Annotated in this window: 18 protein-coding genes; 7 read left to right on the top strand and 11 right to left on the bottom strand. The window is 53.7% G+C overall.

Annotated features, from left to right (window positions below; all coding sequences use genetic code 11):
* Positions 1-100: 100 nt before the first annotated feature.
* A complete protein-coding gene (locus EYC87_RS14675; protein ID WP_279253534.1) occupies positions 101-1,291 on the top strand; it encodes a ferritin-like domain-containing protein in 1,191 nt (396 codons plus the stop codon).
* 75 nt (positions 1,292-1,366) lie between these two features.
* Here EYC87_RS14675 and rpsT read toward each other — a convergent pair whose 3' ends face one another.
* Complete coding sequence (gene rpsT, locus EYC87_RS14680) at positions 1,367-1,633, bottom strand: 30S ribosomal protein S20 (RefSeq protein WP_279253535.1); 267 nt, start codon at positions 1,631-1,633, stop codon at positions 1,367-1,369.
* A gap of 248 nt (positions 1,634-1,881) precedes the next feature.
* On the opposite strand from rpsT, the gene EYC87_RS14685 reads away from it, so the two are divergent.
* Both EYC87_RS14685 and EYC87_RS14690 read left to right on the top strand, forming a co-directional pair.
* Complete coding sequence (locus EYC87_RS14685) at positions 1,882-2,517, top strand: TetR/AcrR family transcriptional regulator (RefSeq protein WP_279253536.1); 636 nt, start codon at positions 1,882-1,884, stop codon at positions 2,515-2,517.
* A gap of 52 nt (positions 2,518-2,569) precedes the next feature.
* A complete protein-coding gene (locus EYC87_RS14690) occupies positions 2,570-3,571 on the top strand; it encodes a tyrosine-protein phosphatase (RefSeq protein ID WP_279253537.1) in 1,002 nt (333 codons plus the stop codon).
* A gap of 39 nt (positions 3,572-3,610) precedes the next feature.
* On the opposite strand, the gene EYC87_RS14695 is transcribed toward EYC87_RS14690, so the two are convergent.
* Together EYC87_RS14695 and EYC87_RS14700 are read right to left on the bottom strand one after the other, a co-directional pair.
* The gene (locus EYC87_RS14695) at positions 3,611-3,883 is read right to left on the bottom strand and encodes a hypothetical protein (RefSeq protein WP_007230756.1); all 273 of its coding nucleotides are present in this window, start codon (positions 3,881-3,883) and stop codon (positions 3,611-3,613) included.
* 253 nt (positions 3,884-4,136) lie between these two features.
* Positions 4,137-4,361 (bottom strand): hypothetical protein, encoded by a 225-nt coding sequence (locus EYC87_RS14700; protein WP_007230753.1) that lies wholly within the window; start codon positions 4,359-4,361, stop codon positions 4,137-4,139.
* Between the two features lie 152 nt (positions 4,362-4,513).
* Between EYC87_RS14700 and EYC87_RS14705 the strand changes: the two genes are divergently transcribed.
* The 3 genes from EYC87_RS14705 to EYC87_RS14715 all read left to right on the top strand — a co-directional run bounded on the left by EYC87_RS14705 (position 4,514) and on the right by EYC87_RS14715 (position 8,264).
* Entirely contained in the window at positions 4,514-5,662 is a 1,149-nt protein-coding gene (locus EYC87_RS14705; protein WP_279253538.1) for a 1-acyl-sn-glycerol-3-phosphate acyltransferase, read from the top strand.
* A gap of 2 nt (positions 5,663-5,664) precedes the next feature.
* Positions 5,665-7,797 (top strand): ATP-dependent DNA helicase DinG, encoded by a 2,133-nt coding sequence (gene dinG / locus EYC87_RS14710; RefSeq protein ID WP_279253539.1) that lies wholly within the window; start codon positions 5,665-5,667, stop codon positions 7,795-7,797.
* Between the two features lie 140 nt (positions 7,798-7,937).
* Positions 7,938-8,264: a YqcC family protein gene (locus tag EYC87_RS14715; RefSeq protein WP_007230761.1), complete on the top strand. Its 327-nt coding sequence runs from the start codon at positions 7,938-7,940 to the stop codon at positions 8,262-8,264.
* 79 nt (positions 8,265-8,343) lie between these two features.
* Here the strand turns inward: EYC87_RS14715 and fadA are convergent, their stop codons facing one another.
* From fadA to EYC87_RS14730, 3 genes are all read right to left on the bottom strand, one after another.
* A complete protein-coding gene (fadA, locus tag EYC87_RS14720; protein WP_279253540.1) occupies positions 8,344-9,525 on the bottom strand; it encodes an acetyl-CoA C-acyltransferase FadA in 1,182 nt (393 codons plus the stop codon).
* A 28-nt stretch (positions 9,526-9,553) separates the two neighbouring features.
* Positions 9,554-11,701, bottom strand: coding sequence for a fatty acid oxidation complex subunit alpha FadB (gene fadB / locus EYC87_RS14725; RefSeq protein WP_279253541.1), 2,148 nt, complete (start codon positions 11,699-11,701; stop codon positions 9,554-9,556).
* Between the two features lie 216 nt (positions 11,702-11,917).
* Positions 11,918-12,487, bottom strand: coding sequence for a heme-binding beta-barrel domain-containing protein (locus EYC87_RS14730; RefSeq protein WP_279253542.1), 570 nt, complete (start codon positions 12,485-12,487; stop codon positions 11,918-11,920).
* A gap of 191 nt (positions 12,488-12,678) precedes the next feature.
* Here EYC87_RS14730 and EYC87_RS14735 point away from each other — a divergent pair, with 191 nt between their 5' ends.
* Positions 12,679-13,356, top strand: coding sequence for a hypothetical protein (locus EYC87_RS14735; RefSeq protein WP_279253543.1), 678 nt, complete (start codon positions 12,679-12,681; stop codon positions 13,354-13,356).
* Here EYC87_RS14735 and EYC87_RS14740 read toward each other — a convergent pair.
* The 5 genes from EYC87_RS14740 to EYC87_RS14760 form a co-directional block, all read right to left on the bottom strand.
* The gene (locus tag EYC87_RS14740; RefSeq protein WP_279253544.1) at positions 13,353-13,607 is read right to left on the bottom strand and encodes a DUF2164 domain-containing protein; all 255 of its coding nucleotides are present in this window, start codon (positions 13,605-13,607) and stop codon (positions 13,353-13,355) included. The genes EYC87_RS14735 and EYC87_RS14740 overlap by 4 nt on opposite strands.
* A 25-nt stretch (positions 13,608-13,632) precedes the next feature.
* The gene (locus EYC87_RS14745) at positions 13,633-14,301 is read right to left on the bottom strand and encodes a VOC family protein (RefSeq protein WP_279253545.1); all 669 of its coding nucleotides are present in this window, start codon (positions 14,299-14,301) and stop codon (positions 13,633-13,635) included.
* Between the two features lie 162 nt (positions 14,302-14,463).
* Entirely contained in the window at positions 14,464-14,652 is a 189-nt protein-coding gene (locus EYC87_RS14750; RefSeq protein WP_007230787.1) for a hypothetical protein, read from the bottom strand.
* Between the two features lie 124 nt (positions 14,653-14,776).
* Positions 14,777-16,054 carry a ribonucleotide-diphosphate reductase subunit beta gene (locus EYC87_RS14755; RefSeq protein WP_279253546.1) on the bottom strand — a complete coding sequence of 426 codons (1,278 nt, stop codon included), beginning with the start codon at positions 16,052-16,054 and terminating at the stop codon, positions 14,777-14,779.
* Positions 16,055-16,113: 59 nt separating this feature from the next.
* Positions 16,114-18,990: a ribonucleoside-diphosphate reductase subunit alpha gene (locus EYC87_RS14760; protein WP_279253547.1), complete on the bottom strand. Its 2,877-nt coding sequence runs from the start codon at positions 18,988-18,990 to the stop codon at positions 16,114-16,116.
* Between the last annotated feature and the right edge of the window lie 339 nt (positions 18,991-19,329).

The raw sequence follows: 19,329 nt of genomic DNA on the forward strand, positions 1-19,329 counted from the left end.
TTGGCCACATATGACCGCAAATTGACAACACTTTACCTTGTTGGCTTGCAATTGATCGACCATAGTGGTGTTTTTAGGACAATAAGATCAGGTGGTGATGATGAAAATCGAATGGACGGAAGAAGCTCCTCGTAAAATACAGACGTTTGCCGGTGCTGATCGGCCCTGTGAGAATCCTGACCTGGAAGAATTGCTGACCGATGGTGATGTTGATCACATCGCTGAAATATTCCAGACCCCGTTAACGGGTTCCTACAATTGGAACTATTCGGTACAAGACGACCGGATCAAAAAGTTGTATGACCTGGGTAAGCAGCTTAACTGGGATCCGGAAATGGATATCGATTGGGATCGTCCTTGGCCTGAACTGGATTCTGCGTCTCAGGCAGAAATGATGAACCTGTCTGATTACCCACCCTATCTGGCTCTGTCAGAGGAACGTAAAGAAGAGTTTTGGCTGCACATGAACGCCTGGAGTCTTTCCCAATTCCTGCATGGAGAGCAGGGCGCCTTGTTGGTCGCCTCGCAACTGTGCTCCTGTGCGCCCACCCTGAACGCAAAACTTTATGCCGGTTCCCAAACGTTTGACGAAGCGCGTCATGTTGAGGTGTTCAACAAATACCTGCAACAGCGCCTGGGTATGATGTATCCCATCAATACGCACCTGAAGAGCATCTTGGATAAAATTCTCACTGATGAACGCTGGGACATGAAGTTTATTGGTATGCAAATTGTGATTGAAGGTCTGGCGCTGTCTGCCTTTAATACCACTCGGGAAACAACGCCTGATCCGGTATTGAAGGATGTGGTTTACCTGGTGACTCGGGACGAGGCCAGGCATGTCACCTTCGGGGTGAATTATCTTGAGGATTTTGTGAAGTCCTTGCCACAGGAAGAAAAAGAGGCGCGAGCGCAGTTTGCTTATGAGGCTTGCGTGATCAGCCGGGAGCGCTTGGTGGCGACGGACGTGTTTGCCTATTTTGGTTGGGACGTTGAAGAGGCTCGCGAGCGAGTGCTTGATGGATTTGTGATGGCGACATTTCGCAACCTATTATTCCAGCGCGTAGTGCCTAATCTCAAGCGGATTGGTCTGATGACCGATGCGATCAGGCCCAAGTTTGAGTCTCTGGGCATCCTGGAGTATGAAAATCTGGCCACTGACGGCGATATTAACTGGGCGGCACTGGAACGACCTCTGGATACCGAAGAGGCTCAATCCTACGAGCAGAGCATGCTGGAGGAATTTGCCAAGGAGCACGAAAGAATGGAGGCGGGCAGTTCAGCTGCTTGACAGTGACCTTGGCGCCCTGATTGAGGGCAAAAAAAAGCCGGCTTGAAAGCCGGCTTTTTTGTATCAGCAGAGAACTTATGCAGACAGTGCCTTCACCTGGTTGTTCAGGCGGCTCTTGTGACGAGCGGCCTTGTTCTTGTGGATAATACCCTTATCGGCCATTCGATCGATAACAGGCACAGCAGCGGCATAGGCTGCCTTAGCTTGCTCGGCATCGCCGGAGCCAATAGCGGCAACGACTTTCTTAATGTTGGTACGAACCAGCGAACGCAGGCTGGCGTTGTGAGTGCGACGCTTTTCGGATTGGCGAGCGCGCTTCTTTGCTTGTGGGGAATTGGCCACGGTGTTGGTCCTCTAAAGGGTCAAAAATTCAAGAGGCGCGATTATTCACATTCACCCCCCGATTGTCAACCGGATTAAGGCTTCTAGGGAATAATGCCGGGGCTAAATCTGCCTGCGAGCCGCACGTCTAGCCTGCGTTTGGATAGGGTTCAACGGTCGCCTGTGTCATGGCCTCTTCGCAGAGGGTATACTAACGGCTATTAGTTGTTATTCTCGGCAACGGGCAGTTAGGGGCATATTTAGCAACAATGAACAGCGAAGCATCAGTAAGCGCCAGCGTACCGTCTACCGCACAGAGGATTCTCGATGCGGCGGAAGATCTATTTGCCCAGAAGGGGTATAGCGCTACTTCTCTGGGCGATGTGGCAGACAGAGTCGGCATTCGCTCGCCCAGTTTGTACAACCACTTTCGCAACAAGGAAGCGCTTTACGAGGCCGTCCTGGAGCGATTGCTCGTCGAATTTGGTCGGCCCCTGCTGGAAATGCAGGAGAGCAGTAAATTGAGTCAGGAGCGAGTATTGGAATGGCTGGAGACGATTGTCCGACAGCACCATGCCAATCCCAACCTGGCCCGGTTGCTTCAGCATGCAGCGCTCTCTGGCGGCCCGCATACCAATGAGATTATTGAGCGCCTGTTTAACCCGATGTTTCGTTCCCCTGATCCGGCTGAGTTAGACGCGGATTACTTTGGCCAGCTGACTCAAATGGGCCTTCAGCCATACGCGGTCATGGCTTTTAACAACCTGGTTATGTCTTACGTCACCATGGCACCCATGTACCGAGACCTTTTGGGTCAGGATCCCTTCAGTGAAGAGGCCCTGGACAAGCAACTGGCACTGATTAACACCTTGCTCAAAGCAGTCTTCCAATACAAGCAGGTCTGATTTCCCGCATAACAGGTTGTCCGGTTAGCAATCTTTTTTAGAGAGTTTTTTCATGTTGATTTCCGATGCAGTTCAAATCTGGCGTGACTCCGGTGGCGATTATCACATTGAGTGGCAGTCCACTGAGCCCGATACCGAGGTTACCGTAGAGCCTTTGGGTGATGGCGTGGTGACTCATCGGGAAGAATCCCCCGGTGCGCGTGTAAGTGGTTTGCCGCTGGGGAATCGTCATTTCTTCCGCTTGCGGGATCAGCATGGTAATGAAGTGCTGGCCTCTGAGCGCAAACTGGGAATGGAAGGCACACCTAACTTCCGTGACTTCGGAGGCTATGAAACTCAGGACGGTCGTCAGGTCAAATGGGGTTACCTGTTCCGCTCGGGTCAGCTGTCTACTCTGAGCGATAGAGACCTAGAGCTATTGGCCAGTCTCGAATTGGATCTTGTGTGTGACTTTCGGCGCGAAGAAGAGCAGGCCAGCGATCCCAGTCGTTTTCCCCAGCAGCGCCAGCCCCGGGTTGCCAGTCTGCCGATCATCCCCGGCAGCAACTCGCGCTTTTTTGAAGAAGCAGAAAAACCAGGCGGTGGCCAGCTGGAGTTTGAGCGCCAGGCCATGTTTGATTTTATGGTGGAGATTAATCGAGACTTCGCCGAAGGCCAGCGCGAAACCTATAAGCGCATGTTTCGAGAAATTCTTGAGCTCGAAGAGGCGAGGTTCCTGGTTCATTGTGCTGCGGGTAAGGACCGCACTGGCTTTGCTGCTGCTCTCGTGCTGCAGGCATTGGGTGTTCCGCGGGATGTGGTGATGCACGATTACATGCTAACCGGTCGTTTCTTTAATCCTGATCGCGAAATGCATCGGCTAAAGAGTAAATATGGCATGGAACAGGTCGACGCCGATGCAGTGCGACCGATGCTGGAGGTGCATGAGGACTACCTGTCCCGGGCGCTGGTCAGCATAGAAGACAATTTCGGCTCGGTGGAGCGTTATCTAGAAGAGGCTTTAGGGGTGGGCGCCGCAGAGCGCGCCGAGCTAAAGGCGCGCTATTTGGGCTAGTCGCAAGTAGAGCGTTGAAAACGCGCTTTTAAATGCAGATCAGGAAGCTTTACAGGCCGCTTTGGCTGCCTTGATTTGCTTCTTTTCACACTGCTCACTGCCGGCGTCGCCGACACACCACTTCTTGCGGCTGTCCCAGGCGGTCAGCGGTACTTTTTTACCGTTCGAGCACTTCACCATATAGGCTGCAAAGTCGGTGCCCTCGGCAGTTTCACCGTTGCTGTCGAAGACGATACTGGTTGGCTTGGCAGCAAAGCTGGTGGCGGAGATGGTAGCCAGTGCGGTAAATGCCGCTATTTTGATGAAACTCATCACAATTTCCTTGTTTCTACTATGGATGTCAGCGCAGGCAGCTGCCTGGCTCGAATGTGTTCAGTATACGTTGAGAGGTCTAGGATTAGATGTTACTGATTGTTAATTACTTGGGAAACTAAGTAACAAGAAATTATTTTTCTTGGTTTTATATCGCTAACTTGTTGAAATTAAACAAATTAAAAATTCGCCCGATATGGGTCAGTAAGAAGCATTAAAAAGAATTAATGCTTCTTTCGTAACAGCGCAGACGCTAAATCGCCAGAAATATAAAAACCCAACCAACCACAGCTACCACAATAGCTTCACCGGCCTTGTCCAGACGCGTCAGCGCGTAGAGGTAGGACAGGGGAGGAAGGAACAGCGTGCATAAGCCCCAGGCGTAGTCTTCTTTCCAGGCAGTGACCAAAAGTAGTACCCAACTGGTCAGCAAAATTGCCGCACCGTAGGTGAGAAATGTAGCGGAACCGGCGTCCATAAATCCTCCAGAGTTATCAGGTTTAAAAATGCCGGCGCAGGGTAGCAGAATGATTGCAGCAAGTCAGTGCCTGAGGCCTGTTGTTGCGCGGCTAATGACTAGTGAGGCGAATTTGGGTAAGGTGAGGCGCTCTCCTACCCGAGGTAGTTTGCTTGACTGACCCCTTTGCCGATATCCGCCCCTACCGCGATGGGGAGGTGGCGGACGTGCTTGCCAGATTGCTGCGAGAGCCAGAGCTGACTGACTCTCTGGCGAAGCTGCGATTGCCGCGATTTTCTGCTGTGCTTCCAGGGCTTGCCCGCTGGCTGGTGCGCTGGGGGCTGGGCAGACAAGTGCGTGGCGTAAGCGATGTTTACGGGATGCAAATGATCATCAAAACCTATGTGGAGGGAGTGATAGAGAGCTCCACAGGAGGATTTAGTGTTTCTGGCCTGGATAAGCTGGATGCTTCGCGCCCTTACCTGTTTATGAGTAATCATCGCGATATTGCTATGGACCCCGCATTTACCAACTACGCCCTGCACAAGGGCGGCCACGACACCGTGCGCATCGCCATCGGCGACAACTTGTTAACAAAATCCTGGGTGTCCGACCTGATGCGTTTGAACAAGAGCTTTATCGTCAAACGCTCGGTGAGTGGTCCAAGGGAGTTGCTTGCAGCTTCAAAAAATCTTGCCAATTATATTCAGTACTCGCTTGGTACAGAAAACAGTTCTGTCTGGATTGCCCAACGCGAAGGGCGAGCCAAAGATGGCATTGATCGCACTGAGCCGGTGATTATCAAGATGCTGGGGATGAGTCGCAACAAGGCTGAGCAAAGCTTTGGCGAACATGTTGCGGGCCTTGCGATAGTGCCGGTTGCGATATCGTATGAGTTGGACCCCTGCGACGCGTTAAAGGCCCACGAGCTAAGTGAACTTGCCAGCACTGGCACTTATGAAAAAGGTGAACAGGAAGATGTGGCCTCGATTGGGCATGGTATTGCAGGCAGCAAGGGGCAGGTGCATGTGTCTTTTGGCGAGCCACTGGGTGACGGCTTTGAAAATGCGGACGATGTTGCTAACGAGATAGACCGCCAAATTGTCGATCAATACTGCCTGCATCCCACGAATCTGTATGCTTACGATCTGCTGTATGGCGAACACGCCCCCAAGCCAGAGAATGTATATGTGGAGCAGGGCGACTGCAGCAGGGAGTCCTTTGAGGAGCGTATTAATGCACTGCCCGAGGCACATCGCCCCTATGCCTTGGCAATCTACGCCAATGCGGTAGTCAGCAAAATGGATTATAAGACTGACTGACCTTGTTGACCGATGAATTAAAGGACAGGATCCGCGACACCTATACCGCGCTGATGGACAGCAAACAGCTGACGCCACGCTGGGGTCAGCGGCAAATGATCGCGGAGATTGCTAATACTCTGGGTCGAATCCCGGGGCCGGGTGAAGGACCGGCAAAAGAACCCGCCGTCTGCGTGATTGAGGCGGGTACCGGTACCGGCAAGACCATTGCCTACGCGGTGACAGCAATACCCATGGCCCAGGCCCTTGGAAAGCGGTTAGTGGTGGCGACAGCGACGATTGCCCTGCAAGAACAGTTTATTTACAAAGACCTGCCGGACATACAGCATCACAGTGGCCTGGACTTTACCTATGCACTGGCCAAGGGACGCCGTCGCTATATCTGTCTGTCCAAGCTGGACCGACTGCTGGCAGAAGGCCAGGGTGAAACGGGTATGCTCGCCCTTTACCCGGACGAAGTTGGAGCTGCGTCGGCAGCCGAAGCGACGCCGGTATATCACGGCATGATTGATGCCCTGGGGCGTGGCCAATGGGATGGTGATCGGGACAATTGGCCGGACGCCATTGCTGAGGAAGTCTGGTATCCGGTTACCACCGACCATGCCCAGTGTACTGGCAGGCGCTGCCCCAATATCTCCCAATGCAGTTTCTTCAAGGCCCGCGATGAGCTGCAAAATGCAGACATCATCGTGACCAATCACGACTTGACCCTCGCAGATCTCGCCCTTGGCGGAGGTGCAATTCTCTCGCCTCCCGAAGACAGTATTTACATCTTTGACGAAGGTCACCATTTGCCAGACAAAGCGCTGTCGCACTTTTCCAGCTTTTGCCGCTTGCACACGACCGCTGCCTGGTTGCAGGATTCAAAAAAAGCGCTGGCTCAGGGCGCCGCTTTTCTGGGATCGCTGGATTCTTTGGAGCGTCTGTTGCAAAAACTACCCGCTGATATGGACGAGACCATCAATAGTCTGCAAACGGCTGAACAACTGGTAGCGCAATTGTTTGAAGACGTCGATCCTGCGGGATCCAGAGATGAGCCGCAGGTGCGGTTTGAACACGGGGTTGTGCCCGATAAACTGCTGTCGTTGTCCGCTAGTCTGTCCAGTCAGTTCCAGACATTGGCCGGTTCGCTGGGCCGTATGGAAGCTGTTCTGGAGGACGCTCTGGATGACGACTTCTCTGGTCTGGATAAAAGTGAAATTGAAACCTGGCATATCAACCTGGGTGGAATGTTGGGTCGAGCTGAAGCTGCGCTGTCACTGTGGGAAGCCTATGCCGCAGGTGGCGAGCGAGCGACTCCGCCAATAGCGCGCTGGATTACCATGCTAACCGGTGGTGGTCAGTATGGCTTTGATCTGCGTTGCAGCCCAGTGCTGGCGGAGGATATTCTTCAGGAAAACCTTTGGAAGCACGCAGCCGGGGTCATTATTACTTCGGCGACCATCACTGCCCTGAATTCTTTCGAACGGTTTATTCTCCACTCTGGCTCGCCTCGCGAAGCCAATTACAAGCAGGTTGTCAGCCCCTTCGATTATGCCAATGCGGTATTTTCAGTCCCTCCGCTGGATTGCGAACCGGGTGATGCCCAGGCCCATACGGAAGCAATTATCGACTGTCTGCCGGACTTGCTAAACCCATCTGAAGGGGCGTTAGTGTTGTTTTCATCGCGACGCCAGATGCTGGATGTTTACGAGGGTGTTGCCGGCAGCATGGCAGATCGACTGCTGATGCAGGGCGATTACAGTAAGCAGGAAATTTTGCGACGACACCGTGAGCGCATCGACCAGGGAAGTGGCAGCGTTATCTTTGGCCTTGCCAGCTTTGCGGAGGGGGTGGATCTTCCCGGCGACTACTGTCGGCACGTAGTGATTGCCAAAATACCCTTTGCAGTACCCGATAGCCCACTGGAAGCGGCACTGGCAGAGTGGTTTGAGTCTCAGGGTAAAAATCCCTTTATGGAAATTAGTGTTCCCGATGCCGCACTAAGACTGGTGCAGGCATCTGGTCGCTTGCTGCGAACCGAGACAGATACCGGTCGAGTGACATTGTTAGACAAGCGCGTAATGACCAAGCGTTATGGGCAGGCCATTCTCGATTCGTTACCACCGTTTACATTGGAGCTTGGCAAGGCATAGGCGCAGCGGGTGGCTGAAAGGTCGCTGTCAGTCAAAGCGGTAAAGCACATTAGCGTCGGCATCCTTGGGTTAAACGGGGTAAAGTGTGTGGAGAAAAGTAAGGCGCGCAAGCGTCGCCCAAAGGAATTATTTAGCAATCAATGCAGACCAACATCGCAGAAGTACTGATCGATATTGAAGGCCAGCTGCGCCAGCTCGGCATGTGGGACAAAATTCCTCCATCCAGTCAGGCTCTGTTATCAACAGAGCCTTTTTGCGTAGATACCCTGACCCTGCCGCAATGGCTGCAGTTTATTTTCATCCCCACGATATACAGCATGCTTGAGCAACAGGAAGCGCTGCCCGAGCGCTGCGGTATCGCGCCGATGGCCGAGGAGTTTTTTCGTGGTACCGGTCTTGCGATTGGTGAACTGGTGACATCACTGGAGAGAATGGACGAGCTTTTATCAGCGGTTCCAGAGGACTAAAACAGCGGCGACAGGATGTCTTCAGGCATAAAAAAGCCCGCTGTAATGCGGGCTTTTTGGGTTGCGGGGTATGAGCGCTTTATACGCGCTCTACCACCGTGGTAATGCCCTGTCCCAGGCCTATGCACATGGTTGAGATGCCCAGGGTCATGTCCCTGTCTTCCATAACATTTAGCAGGGAGCCGGTGATGCGGGTGCCCGAGCAACCAAAGGGATGGCCCAGAGCGATCGCACCACCGTGTACGTTCACTTTTTCTTCCATTTGTTCGAGAAGACCAAGGTCCTTCAGCACAGGCAGAGCTTGTGCTGCAAAGGCTTCATTCAGTTCGACCATGTCGATATCATCGATGGTCAGGCCGAGCTTCTTCAGTGCTTTCTGGGTAGAGGGGACAGGACCGTAACCCATAATAGAGGGATCAACGCCTGCCAGTGCCATGCCTTTCACCCGGGCAATGGGTTTCAGACCGAGCGCCTGAGCTTTCTCCGCTGACATCATCAGCATTGCGGAAGCGCCATCTGAGATTTGCGAGGACTGGCCAGGCGTAACAGTGCCACCTTGCGGGTTAAAAGAGGGCTTGAGCTGAGCCAAACCTTCCAGTGTCGTCTCTGGACGGATGGTTTCATCAGTTCGCACCGAGACCAGCGCGCCATTTTCATCGTGGCCATCGATCGCAATGATTTCTCTATCAAATTTGCCTTCGATAGTGGCCTTGTGCGCCAACTGGTGCGAGCGCAGGCCTAACTTGTCCTGGTCTTCGCGGCTAATGCCGTGCATCAGGGCCAACATTTCAGCGGTCATGCCCATCATTCCTGCAGCTTTAGCGACCGAGCGACCCATGCGGGGGTTGGGGTCAACGTTGGCTGGATCCATCATCGGAAGGTGGCCCAGGTGCTCGACGCCGCCAACGAGGTAGACGTCGCCAATGCCTGCCATGATGTTGGCTGCCGCGGTTTGCAGGGCACTCATGGAAGAACCGCAAAGGCGGTTTACCGTTTGTGCGGGAATGGTGTGTGGTAACTCGGCATTGAGTACGATCATGCGCGCCAGGTTCATGCCCTGTTCACCGCGCTGGATAACACTGCCCCAGATCAAGTCGTCGATCTCGGCAGGATCCAGCGCTGTATTGCGACCCAGCAGGCCCTTGATCACTTCGGCAGACAAGTCATCTGCGCGTACGTTGCGAAAGCAACCGTTTTTGGAACGCCCCATGGCTGAGCGGGCGTAATCTACAATCACTGCGTCTCTTGGATTCAAACTCACAGTATTTCTCCTTTAATTAGCCCGTTGTTTAGTAGTAGGTCTTGCCGTTGGCAAGCATGTCTTTCATGCCGTCGGTCAGTTCATAGGCCTTGCCCAGATGAGCGAACTTTTCGGATGCCTCGGCGATGTGTGCCATTCCCACAGTATCCATCCAGCGGAAGATGCCGCCACGGAAGGGAGGGAAGCCAACGCCATATAGCAGTGCCAGGTCAGCTTCGGCGGGAGTGCCGACGATGCCTTCCTCGACACAGCGCGCCATTTCAATGGCCATGGGCAGCATCATGCGGGCGATGACGTCTTCGCGCTCGAACTCGGCGCGTTCGCCACAAACCGGCGCAATCAATTCGTAAACGTCTTCGTTCACTACCTTTTTTGGCTTGCCGCGCTTGTCGGTGGTGTATTCATACATGCCTTTGCCATTCTTCTGGCCCAGGCGATCATTTTCGAACAAGACCTCGGTGGCGCTCTTGTAGTCTGGCTGCATGCGATCCGGGAAGCCTTCTGCCATTACCTGGGCAGCGTGAACGCCGGTGTCGATACCCACTACGTCCATCAGATAGGCGGGGCCCATGGGCCAGCCCCAGCGCTCCATGATCTTGTCTACCGCCTGGAAGTCAGCACCATCGCGGAGCAGTGCATTGAAACCGCCAAAGTAGGGGAACAATACACGGTTAACCAGGAATCCGGGGCAGTCGTTAACCACCACAGCTTTCTTGCCCATCTTGTTGGCGTAGGCCACGGTGCGGGCAATCGCGTTATCCGAGGTTTTTTCGCCACGGATGACTTCCACTAATGGCATTGCGTGTACCGGATTGAAAAAGTGCATGCCGCAGAAATTTTCCGGGCGCTCCAAATTTTCGGCGAGGCGAGTAATCGAAATGGTGGAGGTGTTGGAAGCCAGCACCGCATCCTTGTCGATGTGTTTTTCAGTTTCGGCCAGGACAATGCCCTTCACTTTCTCGTTCTCAACAACCGCCTCAACCACGATGTCGACATCTTCAAAGCCGGCGTAGGTCAGTGTCGGGTCGATACTGTTGAGAATGGCGCCCATCTGGTCTGCGGTCATACGGCCTCGATTGACTCGCTTGGCCAGAAGCTTGTTGGCTTCATTCAAACCCAGATCCAGACCGTCCTGGTTGATGTCCTTCATTTTAATGGGAGTGCCTTTCAGTGCGCTCTGGTAGGCAATACCGCCCCCCATGATGCCTGCGCCCAAGACAGCAGCAGTCTCGATTTTCTTGTCGGCTTGCTTTTCCCAGCCCTTGGCCTTCTTGCCGAGCAATTGGTCATTGAGGAAAACGCCCACCAGAGCTGAAGCAACGGGTGTAGTGGCCAGTTGGGCAAAGCCATCTGCCTCTGCATTCAGGGCATCGTCCAGGCTCATGCTGCGAGCCTGCTCAATAACCTCCACAACTTTGACTGGCGCGGGATAATTCTTGCCGGCTTGCTGCGCCACCATGGATTTGACCGTAAAGAAAGTCATCATCGCCTCGGTGTCGTTTAACGGCAGGGGGCCGTGCTTACGGGCGCGACGTTCGGCATAATCGAGTTGGCCATCGATGGCGCCTTGCAGGGTAGTCAGGGTCACGTCGCGCAATTGCTCAGGGGCAGCCACTGCATCTACGGCACCCGCTTTGAGAGCATCGTCAGGGCGCTTGTCGGCACCGGTTGCCATCCACATCACGGCCTCGTCGACACCAATGATGCGGGGCAATCGCACGGTGCCGCCCCAGCCGGGAAGGATGCCCAGTTTGGTTTCAGGCAGGCCGATTTTGGCAGCGGTGCTCATCACGCGAAAATCGCAGGCCAGGCATACTTCCAGGCCACCGCCCATGGCAAAGCCATTAATCGCCACCGCACTAGGATAGGGAAGGGCAGCAATGCGATTGAAGTTCTTATTGTTACTACTGGTGAAAGGCTTGATTTCTTCCTGCGTCGCACCGAACAGACTGGTGAATTCGGTGATATCCGCACCCACGACAAAGACGGGCTTGCCGCTGGTGACCAGCAGGCCCTTGACGCCGCTCTCTGCCTCAAGTGCATCCAGGCCAGCGGTCAGGCTAGTAACCGTGGCATTGTCAAATTTGTTAACGGATTCGCCCTGTAGGTCGAAGTTGAGCTCGGCGATATCGCCTTCGAGGCGCTTGATCGTGAGCTGATCACTCTGGTAGATCATGTCGGTGTCCTGTCTCGGTAGGGTGGGATTATGACTCGGGCATGGAGTCTAGCGAATGCTCGCGCCGGGGGCCATAGCTGTTGTTGCTGGCCACTTTATGTTGGCCCCTGGAGGCCGCAACCGGTCCAAAGTTTACAGCGATTACATTTTTTGGTCTAGCTTGATTTTGACCTCCGATAACCTCCGCAAACCTTCCGGCCAGAGGGTCTAAAGGGCTTAATCATAGACCACTCGCTGGAGGGTATTAGCGTCAGTGTGGGCAAACTGCCGGCCGTAAATATCCAGTGAAGTGGTCTCCTCATAAACCATCTGGTCGCCTGAAATCTTCAGTGTCATGCGAAAAGCAGTGGTCTTTGCTTTTTCCAGCATGAACGGGCTTTGCACGATGCCAAAGCTGTCGCTTCCCGCCGTGGCCCTGACGTCAAATACGGCTTCGTCACCTACCTGTTCCAGCTTGCCGCCCGCGAGAACGCATACTGCCCGGGGAATCGATAGGGAATGGACAATCATTTCGGTGGCGGGCTCATAAATCCAATGACCCACCTGGTCATGAAATACCTTGCCGTTGTTACGCTTGCGAACAACCTGATGATATTTAACAGTCACCAGATTTTGCTCTTCAGCATTTTCTGCCGCGCCGGACGGAGTAAATTCGATTTCGTCGTAAAAAGCGTGCTTTTCCTCACCATCAGGTTCTGGGGAAAGATTCAGGCCTTTTTCACCGCGCCAACTGCCAATCAGCTGGTGCAGTGGGCCGTAGTCTACGCCGTTGATCATCGTGCTCATGCTATTTTCCTTTTGTCGTCACTCGATTTTGGTCGAAAATATACGCGGGTCTTTGTTGGTTGACCATAAGCTCCGTGTTTTGTCCGGGGTCAACTTCAGACTAGTACAGCTGTGAAAATTTAACAGGACAGGTGCTGATCGAAGTGCCAATTCCGGTTATCTTGTGTCCCACAGCTTTTGGAGGCCTGACGATGTCCGCAATCACTGCAACGGTACAAACCCCTTACCCCGGCAAAGGGATAACGATTACGATTTTTGCCGTGCTCCTCGTTGCTATGGCCTGTGCTATTGCAGTGCTGCTCAGTGTTGGTGACCCGGTGCAGTTGAAGGTGCTGATTGAGGATAGTGGCCCCGTGCAGTTGGTCGGGCAGACCGCGATCTTTATTGCTTTTGGTCTGGGGTGCTTGTTCGCAATGGTAGATAGTGAGCGACGCGTTGCTTATATACAGCTGAGCTATCTATTAATGTTTTATGCGCTGCGTGAGGCCGACTATCATTACAAGGTGTCTGAGCATGCCAAGGCAACTCAGTTTAAGCGTTTCTTTTTACACGACCAGATTCCTTCCGCGACCAAGTTGTTTTTGGCTACAATTGTCATTCTGTTTCTGGTCGTGATGTACCGCTATTTAAAGACTCAAAAGCCGGTGTTTATTGCAGCTCTCAGGGATAGATTGCCCTGGGCCTTGTGCGCATTCGCTTGGGCTGGTGTGTTTTTCCTGTCGCAGGCGGTTGACCAGATTCCTCTTTTTCACAATGTTATCGGCCAGGTGTTCGAGGAAATATTCGAATCCAGCGCTGAGGTATTAGCGCTTACCGCCATGATTCTGTTCCGGGTGCAGTTGCGTGCGCCAGGCACTAGGACGCCTTAGCGCGAATGTTCTACGGGAGCCTCTATTTCGTAGAGGGCATCGTTGATATCTTCGAACTTGGCGGCGATGACGCTACCTGCATCTGAAAGGCCTTGGTTATAGAAGTGAGGGCCGATATGCTCGGAAATGAAGTCTAGCAGGAACTCGCTCTCAAACTGGCCAATCTCATGATCCAACTCCTTGGCGACATAGTCCTTGAGTTTGTGGCTCAGGACTTCTTTTTCTTCATGACTGAATTCAATAGTGCTCATGGGGTATCCCAGTTGGTTAAAGTCGTTACTGTCCAATCAGCAGAGTAGGGAGGCCTAGGCAGTGGCTTTTGATCGTACTGACGCGGGTGCCTGGCTTGCGGCCTTTTCTAATGGGGGAGTGCACAACGCCGAGCGCGTCAAGGCTGGCAACCGTTTGGTCGATATTCTTACACAGAAACGTAATGCCCCAAAAAAAATCAGTCGGCGGTGGTTTATCGAGGTTCTGGATCACTTCCAGCGTCATTTTTCCGAGGCGAAAAAATAACATGCGACCACCCCATTCAGGCACTTCCTGATCCAGGGCGAGGCGCAGTCCAAGCTGATCGCGAAACAGGTCAATGCAGGCCTGGGCATCGGCAGTCTGCAAAACCAGATGGTCCACTGCATAGATACCGGTGTCGCTGGGCGTATCATCGTGATAAGCACAGTCCCGGGAATTAGCGTGCAGTAGCGGAATTCCCCTCGGACCGCCATTCAGGGCGCGCGGTTCGTTTGGGGCAAGATCTTTGTCTTGCAGCGCCAGTGCAGCCAGGCGTGGTTGAGTGGTTTGACTTACCTCCTGTAGCCTGATGTCGACGTTGCCGAGCCGGACCATATTCGCGGTAATGGGTTGGCCCAGCAGCACGCTGTACTCCGCGTTGGCGGTTGCTATATTTGGGACGTTAATAAGTAGGTGGTCAAAGGCTGAAAACATGATCATCTCCGGGCGATGGGCCAGGTAGCTTAACTCCAGTGGCCGCTGTTGCTAATGCCTTTTTTGGCGGGTGACAGTAACGATGACGTTGATGGTGGGAAGGTTTTAAGCGGGGGAGCAAGTCTCTCAGGCAGTTGCCTGATGTGAGGCATTGCCAACCTATCAATGAATGATGCGATCGGCCTGCAGTTCAGTGTTAGCTTCTGAGCTGCTGTCGCTGGCAGCCACATCGTGCTCTTGCACGTAGTTGCGCAAGCGATTGACCACGCTGGTCATGACATCGATGGTCTGGCTAATCTGATCCAGGGCCATCAATATGGTCTCAGTTTCCGTGGGCTTGTTGTCAGACATTCGTGGTTCCTCAAAAGTAACCGCTGTTGTTTCTACCCAGCTGATAATGGTGCCATCTGGCCACCCCTGATGCTACAGAGGTAGCCAGCTGGTCTTGGTCCTGCCTGAACCGCGACTCCGGTTCTTAATCCCAACTGAGCGCGCCGCCCGTCTGGTATTCAATGACCCGCGTTTCAAAGAAGTTCTTCTCCTTGCGCAAATCCATAATTTCGCTCATCCACGGGAATGGGTTCTGTGCGCCCGCAAATTGCTCAGGCAGCCCAAGCTGAGACAGCCGTCGATTAGCGATAAAGTGCAAGTACTCTTCCATAATTGCCGCATTCATTCCCAGCACGCCGCGAGGCATGGTGTCCCTGGCATATTGAATTTCGATCTCGGTTCCCTCGAGAATCATCTGGATGACTTCCTGTTGAAACGTTTCGGTCCAGAGGTTCGGATTTTCCAGTTTGATCTGGTTGATTACATCAATGCCGAAATTCAGGTGCATGGACTCGTCACGCAGGATGTACTGGAACTGTTCCGCTACGCCGGTCATCTTGTTACGGCGACCCATTGACAGAATTTGGGTAAAGCCGCAGTAGAAGAAAATACCCTCGGTAACCGCGTAGAAGCCAATCAAGTTGCGCAACAATTCCTGATCGGTTTCCTGAGTCCCCGTATTGAAAGTGGGATCAGACAGGCTGTGAGTATGGCTTAGGCTCCAGGAAGCTTTGGCTGCCACGGAAGGTACTTCCCGGTACATGTTGAAAACTTCGCCTTCATCCATGCCCAGGGACTCAATGCAATACTGATAGGCGTGGGTATGAATGGCTTCTTCGAAGGCCTGGCGCAACAAGTATTGGCGGCATTCAGGATTGGTGATCAAACGGTAGAGCGCCAACACCAGGTTATTCGCTACCAGGGAATCCGCTGTGGAGAAGTAGCCCAGTGAGCGCATGACAATGCGACGCTCGTCGTCAGTAAGGCCGTCGGCACTTTTCCAGGTGGCGACGTCCGCCGTCATATTAATTTCCTGGGGCATCCAGTGATTGGCACAACCGTCCAGGTACTTCTGCCAGGCCCAGTCATACTTGAGCGGCACCAGCTGATTGAGATCTGCGCGGCAATTGATCATGGCCTTTTCGTCGACCGAAACGCGACTCGCCCCCATCTCCAGCTCTTCCAGTCCGGCTGCGACATCCATGTTTTGAACTGCCTGGGCTGCCGCGGCAACAGGGTCCGTATTTGCCGCAGGATCGGCGGTCGGAGCGGGTGCTGGCTCTGCCACTGGTTCTACTTTCGCGGCTGCTGCGGCCTCCGACGGGGTTTCCATTTCTGCAATCAGCGATTGATGTACCGGCTGTTGCGCCGCCGCAGAAGCTGCTGCCCCTTCTTCTTTGTGGTAATCATCCCAATTTAACATCTATTGTTGTCCCCTGGGTTTGGTCTCTGTTGTTGTCCAGTTATTCATATTTTTCCCGCCTACTGGCAAGCCTCGCAATCCGGGTCGTCCAAAGAGCAGGCTTGCGGCACTGGAGCCGGTCCGGCGGCTTCATTGGACACGGCGTTAAGTGTGCCAGTGTCAATGGTCGATTTCTCAGTGCCGGTAGCTGCCAATGAGCGCAGGTAATAAGTGGTTTTCAGGCCGCTGTACCAGGCCATGCGATAGGTGATATCCAGCTTCTTGCCATTGGCGTTGTTGATATAGAGATTCAGCGATTGAGCCTGGTCAATCCACTTTTGACGGCGGCTGGCAGCGTCCACCAGCCAGCGTGGTTCAACTTCGAAGGCAGTGGAGTAAATCCCTTTGATATCGGCAGGAATGCGATCGATGGCCTGCACCGATCCGTCGTAGTACTTGAGGTCGTTGACCATTACGCCATCCCAAAGGCCACGTTCTTTCAGGTCTCTCACTAAGTAAGGGTTGACTACAGTGAACTCACCAGAGAGGTTGGATTTCACGTACAGGTTTTGATAAGTCGGCTCGATCGACTGGGAGACCCCGGTGATGTTGGCTATGGTCGCCGTCGGTGCAATCGCCATCACGTTGGAGTTGCGCATGCCATTTTGCAGCACTTGCGAGCGCAGGGCCTGCCAATCCATAGACTCTGTCTGATCTACCTGAATATAGTCTGCACCGCGCTCATCAATCAGTCTTTGCAGGGAGTCGATGGGGAAGACTCCCTGGCTCCAGAGAGAACCTTCATAGGAAGAGTAAGCGCCGCGCTCTGCAGCCAGCTCGCTGGACGCTTCAATTGCGTAGTAGCTGATAGCTTCCATGGAGTGATCAGCGAAAGATACAGCCTGTTCAGAACCATAGGCCAGGTGTTGCTTGTAGAGCGCGTCCTGGAATCCCATGAGCCCAAGACCGACCGGACGATGCATCAGATTGGAGTTTTTGGCCTGGGGCACCGAGTAGTAATTGATGTCGATGACATTATCGAGCATGCGAACGGCGGTGCGAACCGTGTTGCGCAGCTTCTCCAAATTAAGGCCATTTTCGTCGATGTGCTGGGGCAGGTTTACGCTGCCCAGGTTACAAACCGCGATCTCGTCCTTGTTGGTATTCAGGGTGATCTCGGTGCACAGGTTGGACGAGTGAACCACGCCCACGTGTTGCTGGGGCGAGCGCAGGTTGCAGGGGTCCTTAAAGGTCATCCAGGGGTGCCCCGTCTCGAACAGCATACCCAGCATTTTGCGCCACAGATTCTCTGCTTTAACGGTCTTGAATAGTTTTATCTCACCTGCCGCAGTCATGGCTTCGTAGTGAGCATAGCGTTGCTCGAAGGCTACCCCGTATAAGTCGTGTAGGTCAGGTACATCGCTGGGAGAGAACAGGGTCCAGTCCTCGCCATTGAAAACCCGCTTCATGAAAAGATCGGGAATCCAGTTGGCGGTGTTCATGTCGTGGGTGCGGCGGCGATCATCGCCGGTGTTCTTGCGCAACTCGACAAACTCTTCGACGTCCATGTGCCAGGTTTCCAGGTAGGCACACACTGCGCCTTTACGCTTGCCGCCCTGATTGACCGCAACTGCGGTGTCATTAACCACTTTGAGAAATGGCACAATGCCCTGACTCTTGCCGTTAGTGCCTTTGATATAGGCGCCCAGGGCTCGAACGGGTGTCCAGTCGTTGCCCAGTCCGCCGGCAAACTTGGACAGCATTGCGTTATCCTGAATGGCGCCGTAAATACCGTGTAAGTCATCCGGGACGGTGGTCAGGTAACAAGAGGACAACTGCGGGCGGAGTGTGCCAGCGTTGAACAGGGTAGGCGTTGAACTCATGTAGTCGAACGAGGACAGCAGTTCGTAGAACTCGATAGCTCTATCGTTGCGATTGGCTTCTTCGGCAGCGAGTCCCATTGCCACGCGCATGAAAAATACCTGCGGCAGTTCGAAACGGGTCTCGTCAGAGTGGATGAAGTAGCGGTCGTAAAGTGTTTGCAGTCCCAGGTAGGTGAACTGCAGGTCTCGCTCAGGCAGCAGTGCCTCGCCAAGCCTTTGTAGATCGTAGCCTGCCAGGTTTGGTGACAGTAGTTCCAGTTCTATGCCGCGGGCGATATAAGCGGGTAGCGCTTTGGCGTAAAGCTGCCCCATGTCGGCCTGGGTAGCATTGGTTGCCACCCCCAGGAAGGCCAGTGCCTCCGCACGAAGGTTGTCACAGAGCAAGCGCGCCGCGACATAGGAATAGTTGGGGTCCTGTTCGATCATGGTGCGTGCGGTAATCACCAGCGAAGTGGCGAGCTCTTCCGCGGTAACACCGTCGTAAAGGTTCTTCAGAGCCTCATCAAGAATGGCAGACTCGACAACATCCTCAAGCTCGAAACAGGCTTCGCTTACCACCGTGTGGAGACGGTCCAGGTCGAGCGCAACACGACTGCCATCAGGCTGGATCACGTTGATGCCGTTTGCGGCATCCTGAGTTTCCTGAGACAGTGAGGCCTTGGCTGCTCGCTTGCGAGATTGCTCCTCGCGATAGATCACGTAGTCACGAGCGATTTTATGTTCGCCCGCGCGCATCAGGGAAAGTTCGACCTGGTCCTGTACATCCTCGATGTGGATGGTGCCGCCAGAAGGCATGCGGCGTTGAAAAGTAGCGGCAACCTGGTCCGTCAGTTTGGCAACGGTTTCATGAATGCGGCTGGATGCTGCGGCAGTGCCACCTTCTACCGCCAGGAAAGCCTTGGTGATGGCGACGGAAATTTTGCTTTCCTCGAAAGGGACCACGGTGCCATTGCGCTTGATAACGCGCAATTGTCCGGGAGCAGTGGCCGCTATGCCACCAGCGGCTGGCGCCGTTTCTCGGTCAACGGGAGATGTTCCGACAATGACGCCGCTGGGATTGGTTTCTGTTTGCATACTTACTCCGAAATGTTCTGGCTTCTAGCCTTATTGTTTTGGGTACCACTTACTTCGTAACAGCACTGCGTTTAGGTCGAGCTGGCGCCCGGACTTGGGGGCTCAATCAGTGCGTTACTGTCGGGAGGACGGCGTGTTCCCCTATGTTTCTGGCATCTAACCCCTGGTCGAGGGCGATCAGCGATGCAGTCTCCTAATTTTCTCCAGCAGCGTGTGCCCGTGACGCCACTTATGGGCAACTAGGTAACAACGACGTTACAACCTGTGCAGATCTGGTTATTTTTTCGCCGCTCAATACCCTATATGTTGGGGTCGCCTGCTAGACCAGATACAAGATAA

Origin of the sequence: Candidatus Seongchinamella marina (assembly GCF_026262685.1) — a bacterium.
GTDB lineage: Bacteria > Pseudomonadota > Gammaproteobacteria > Pseudomonadales > Halieaceae > Halioglobus > Halioglobus marinus.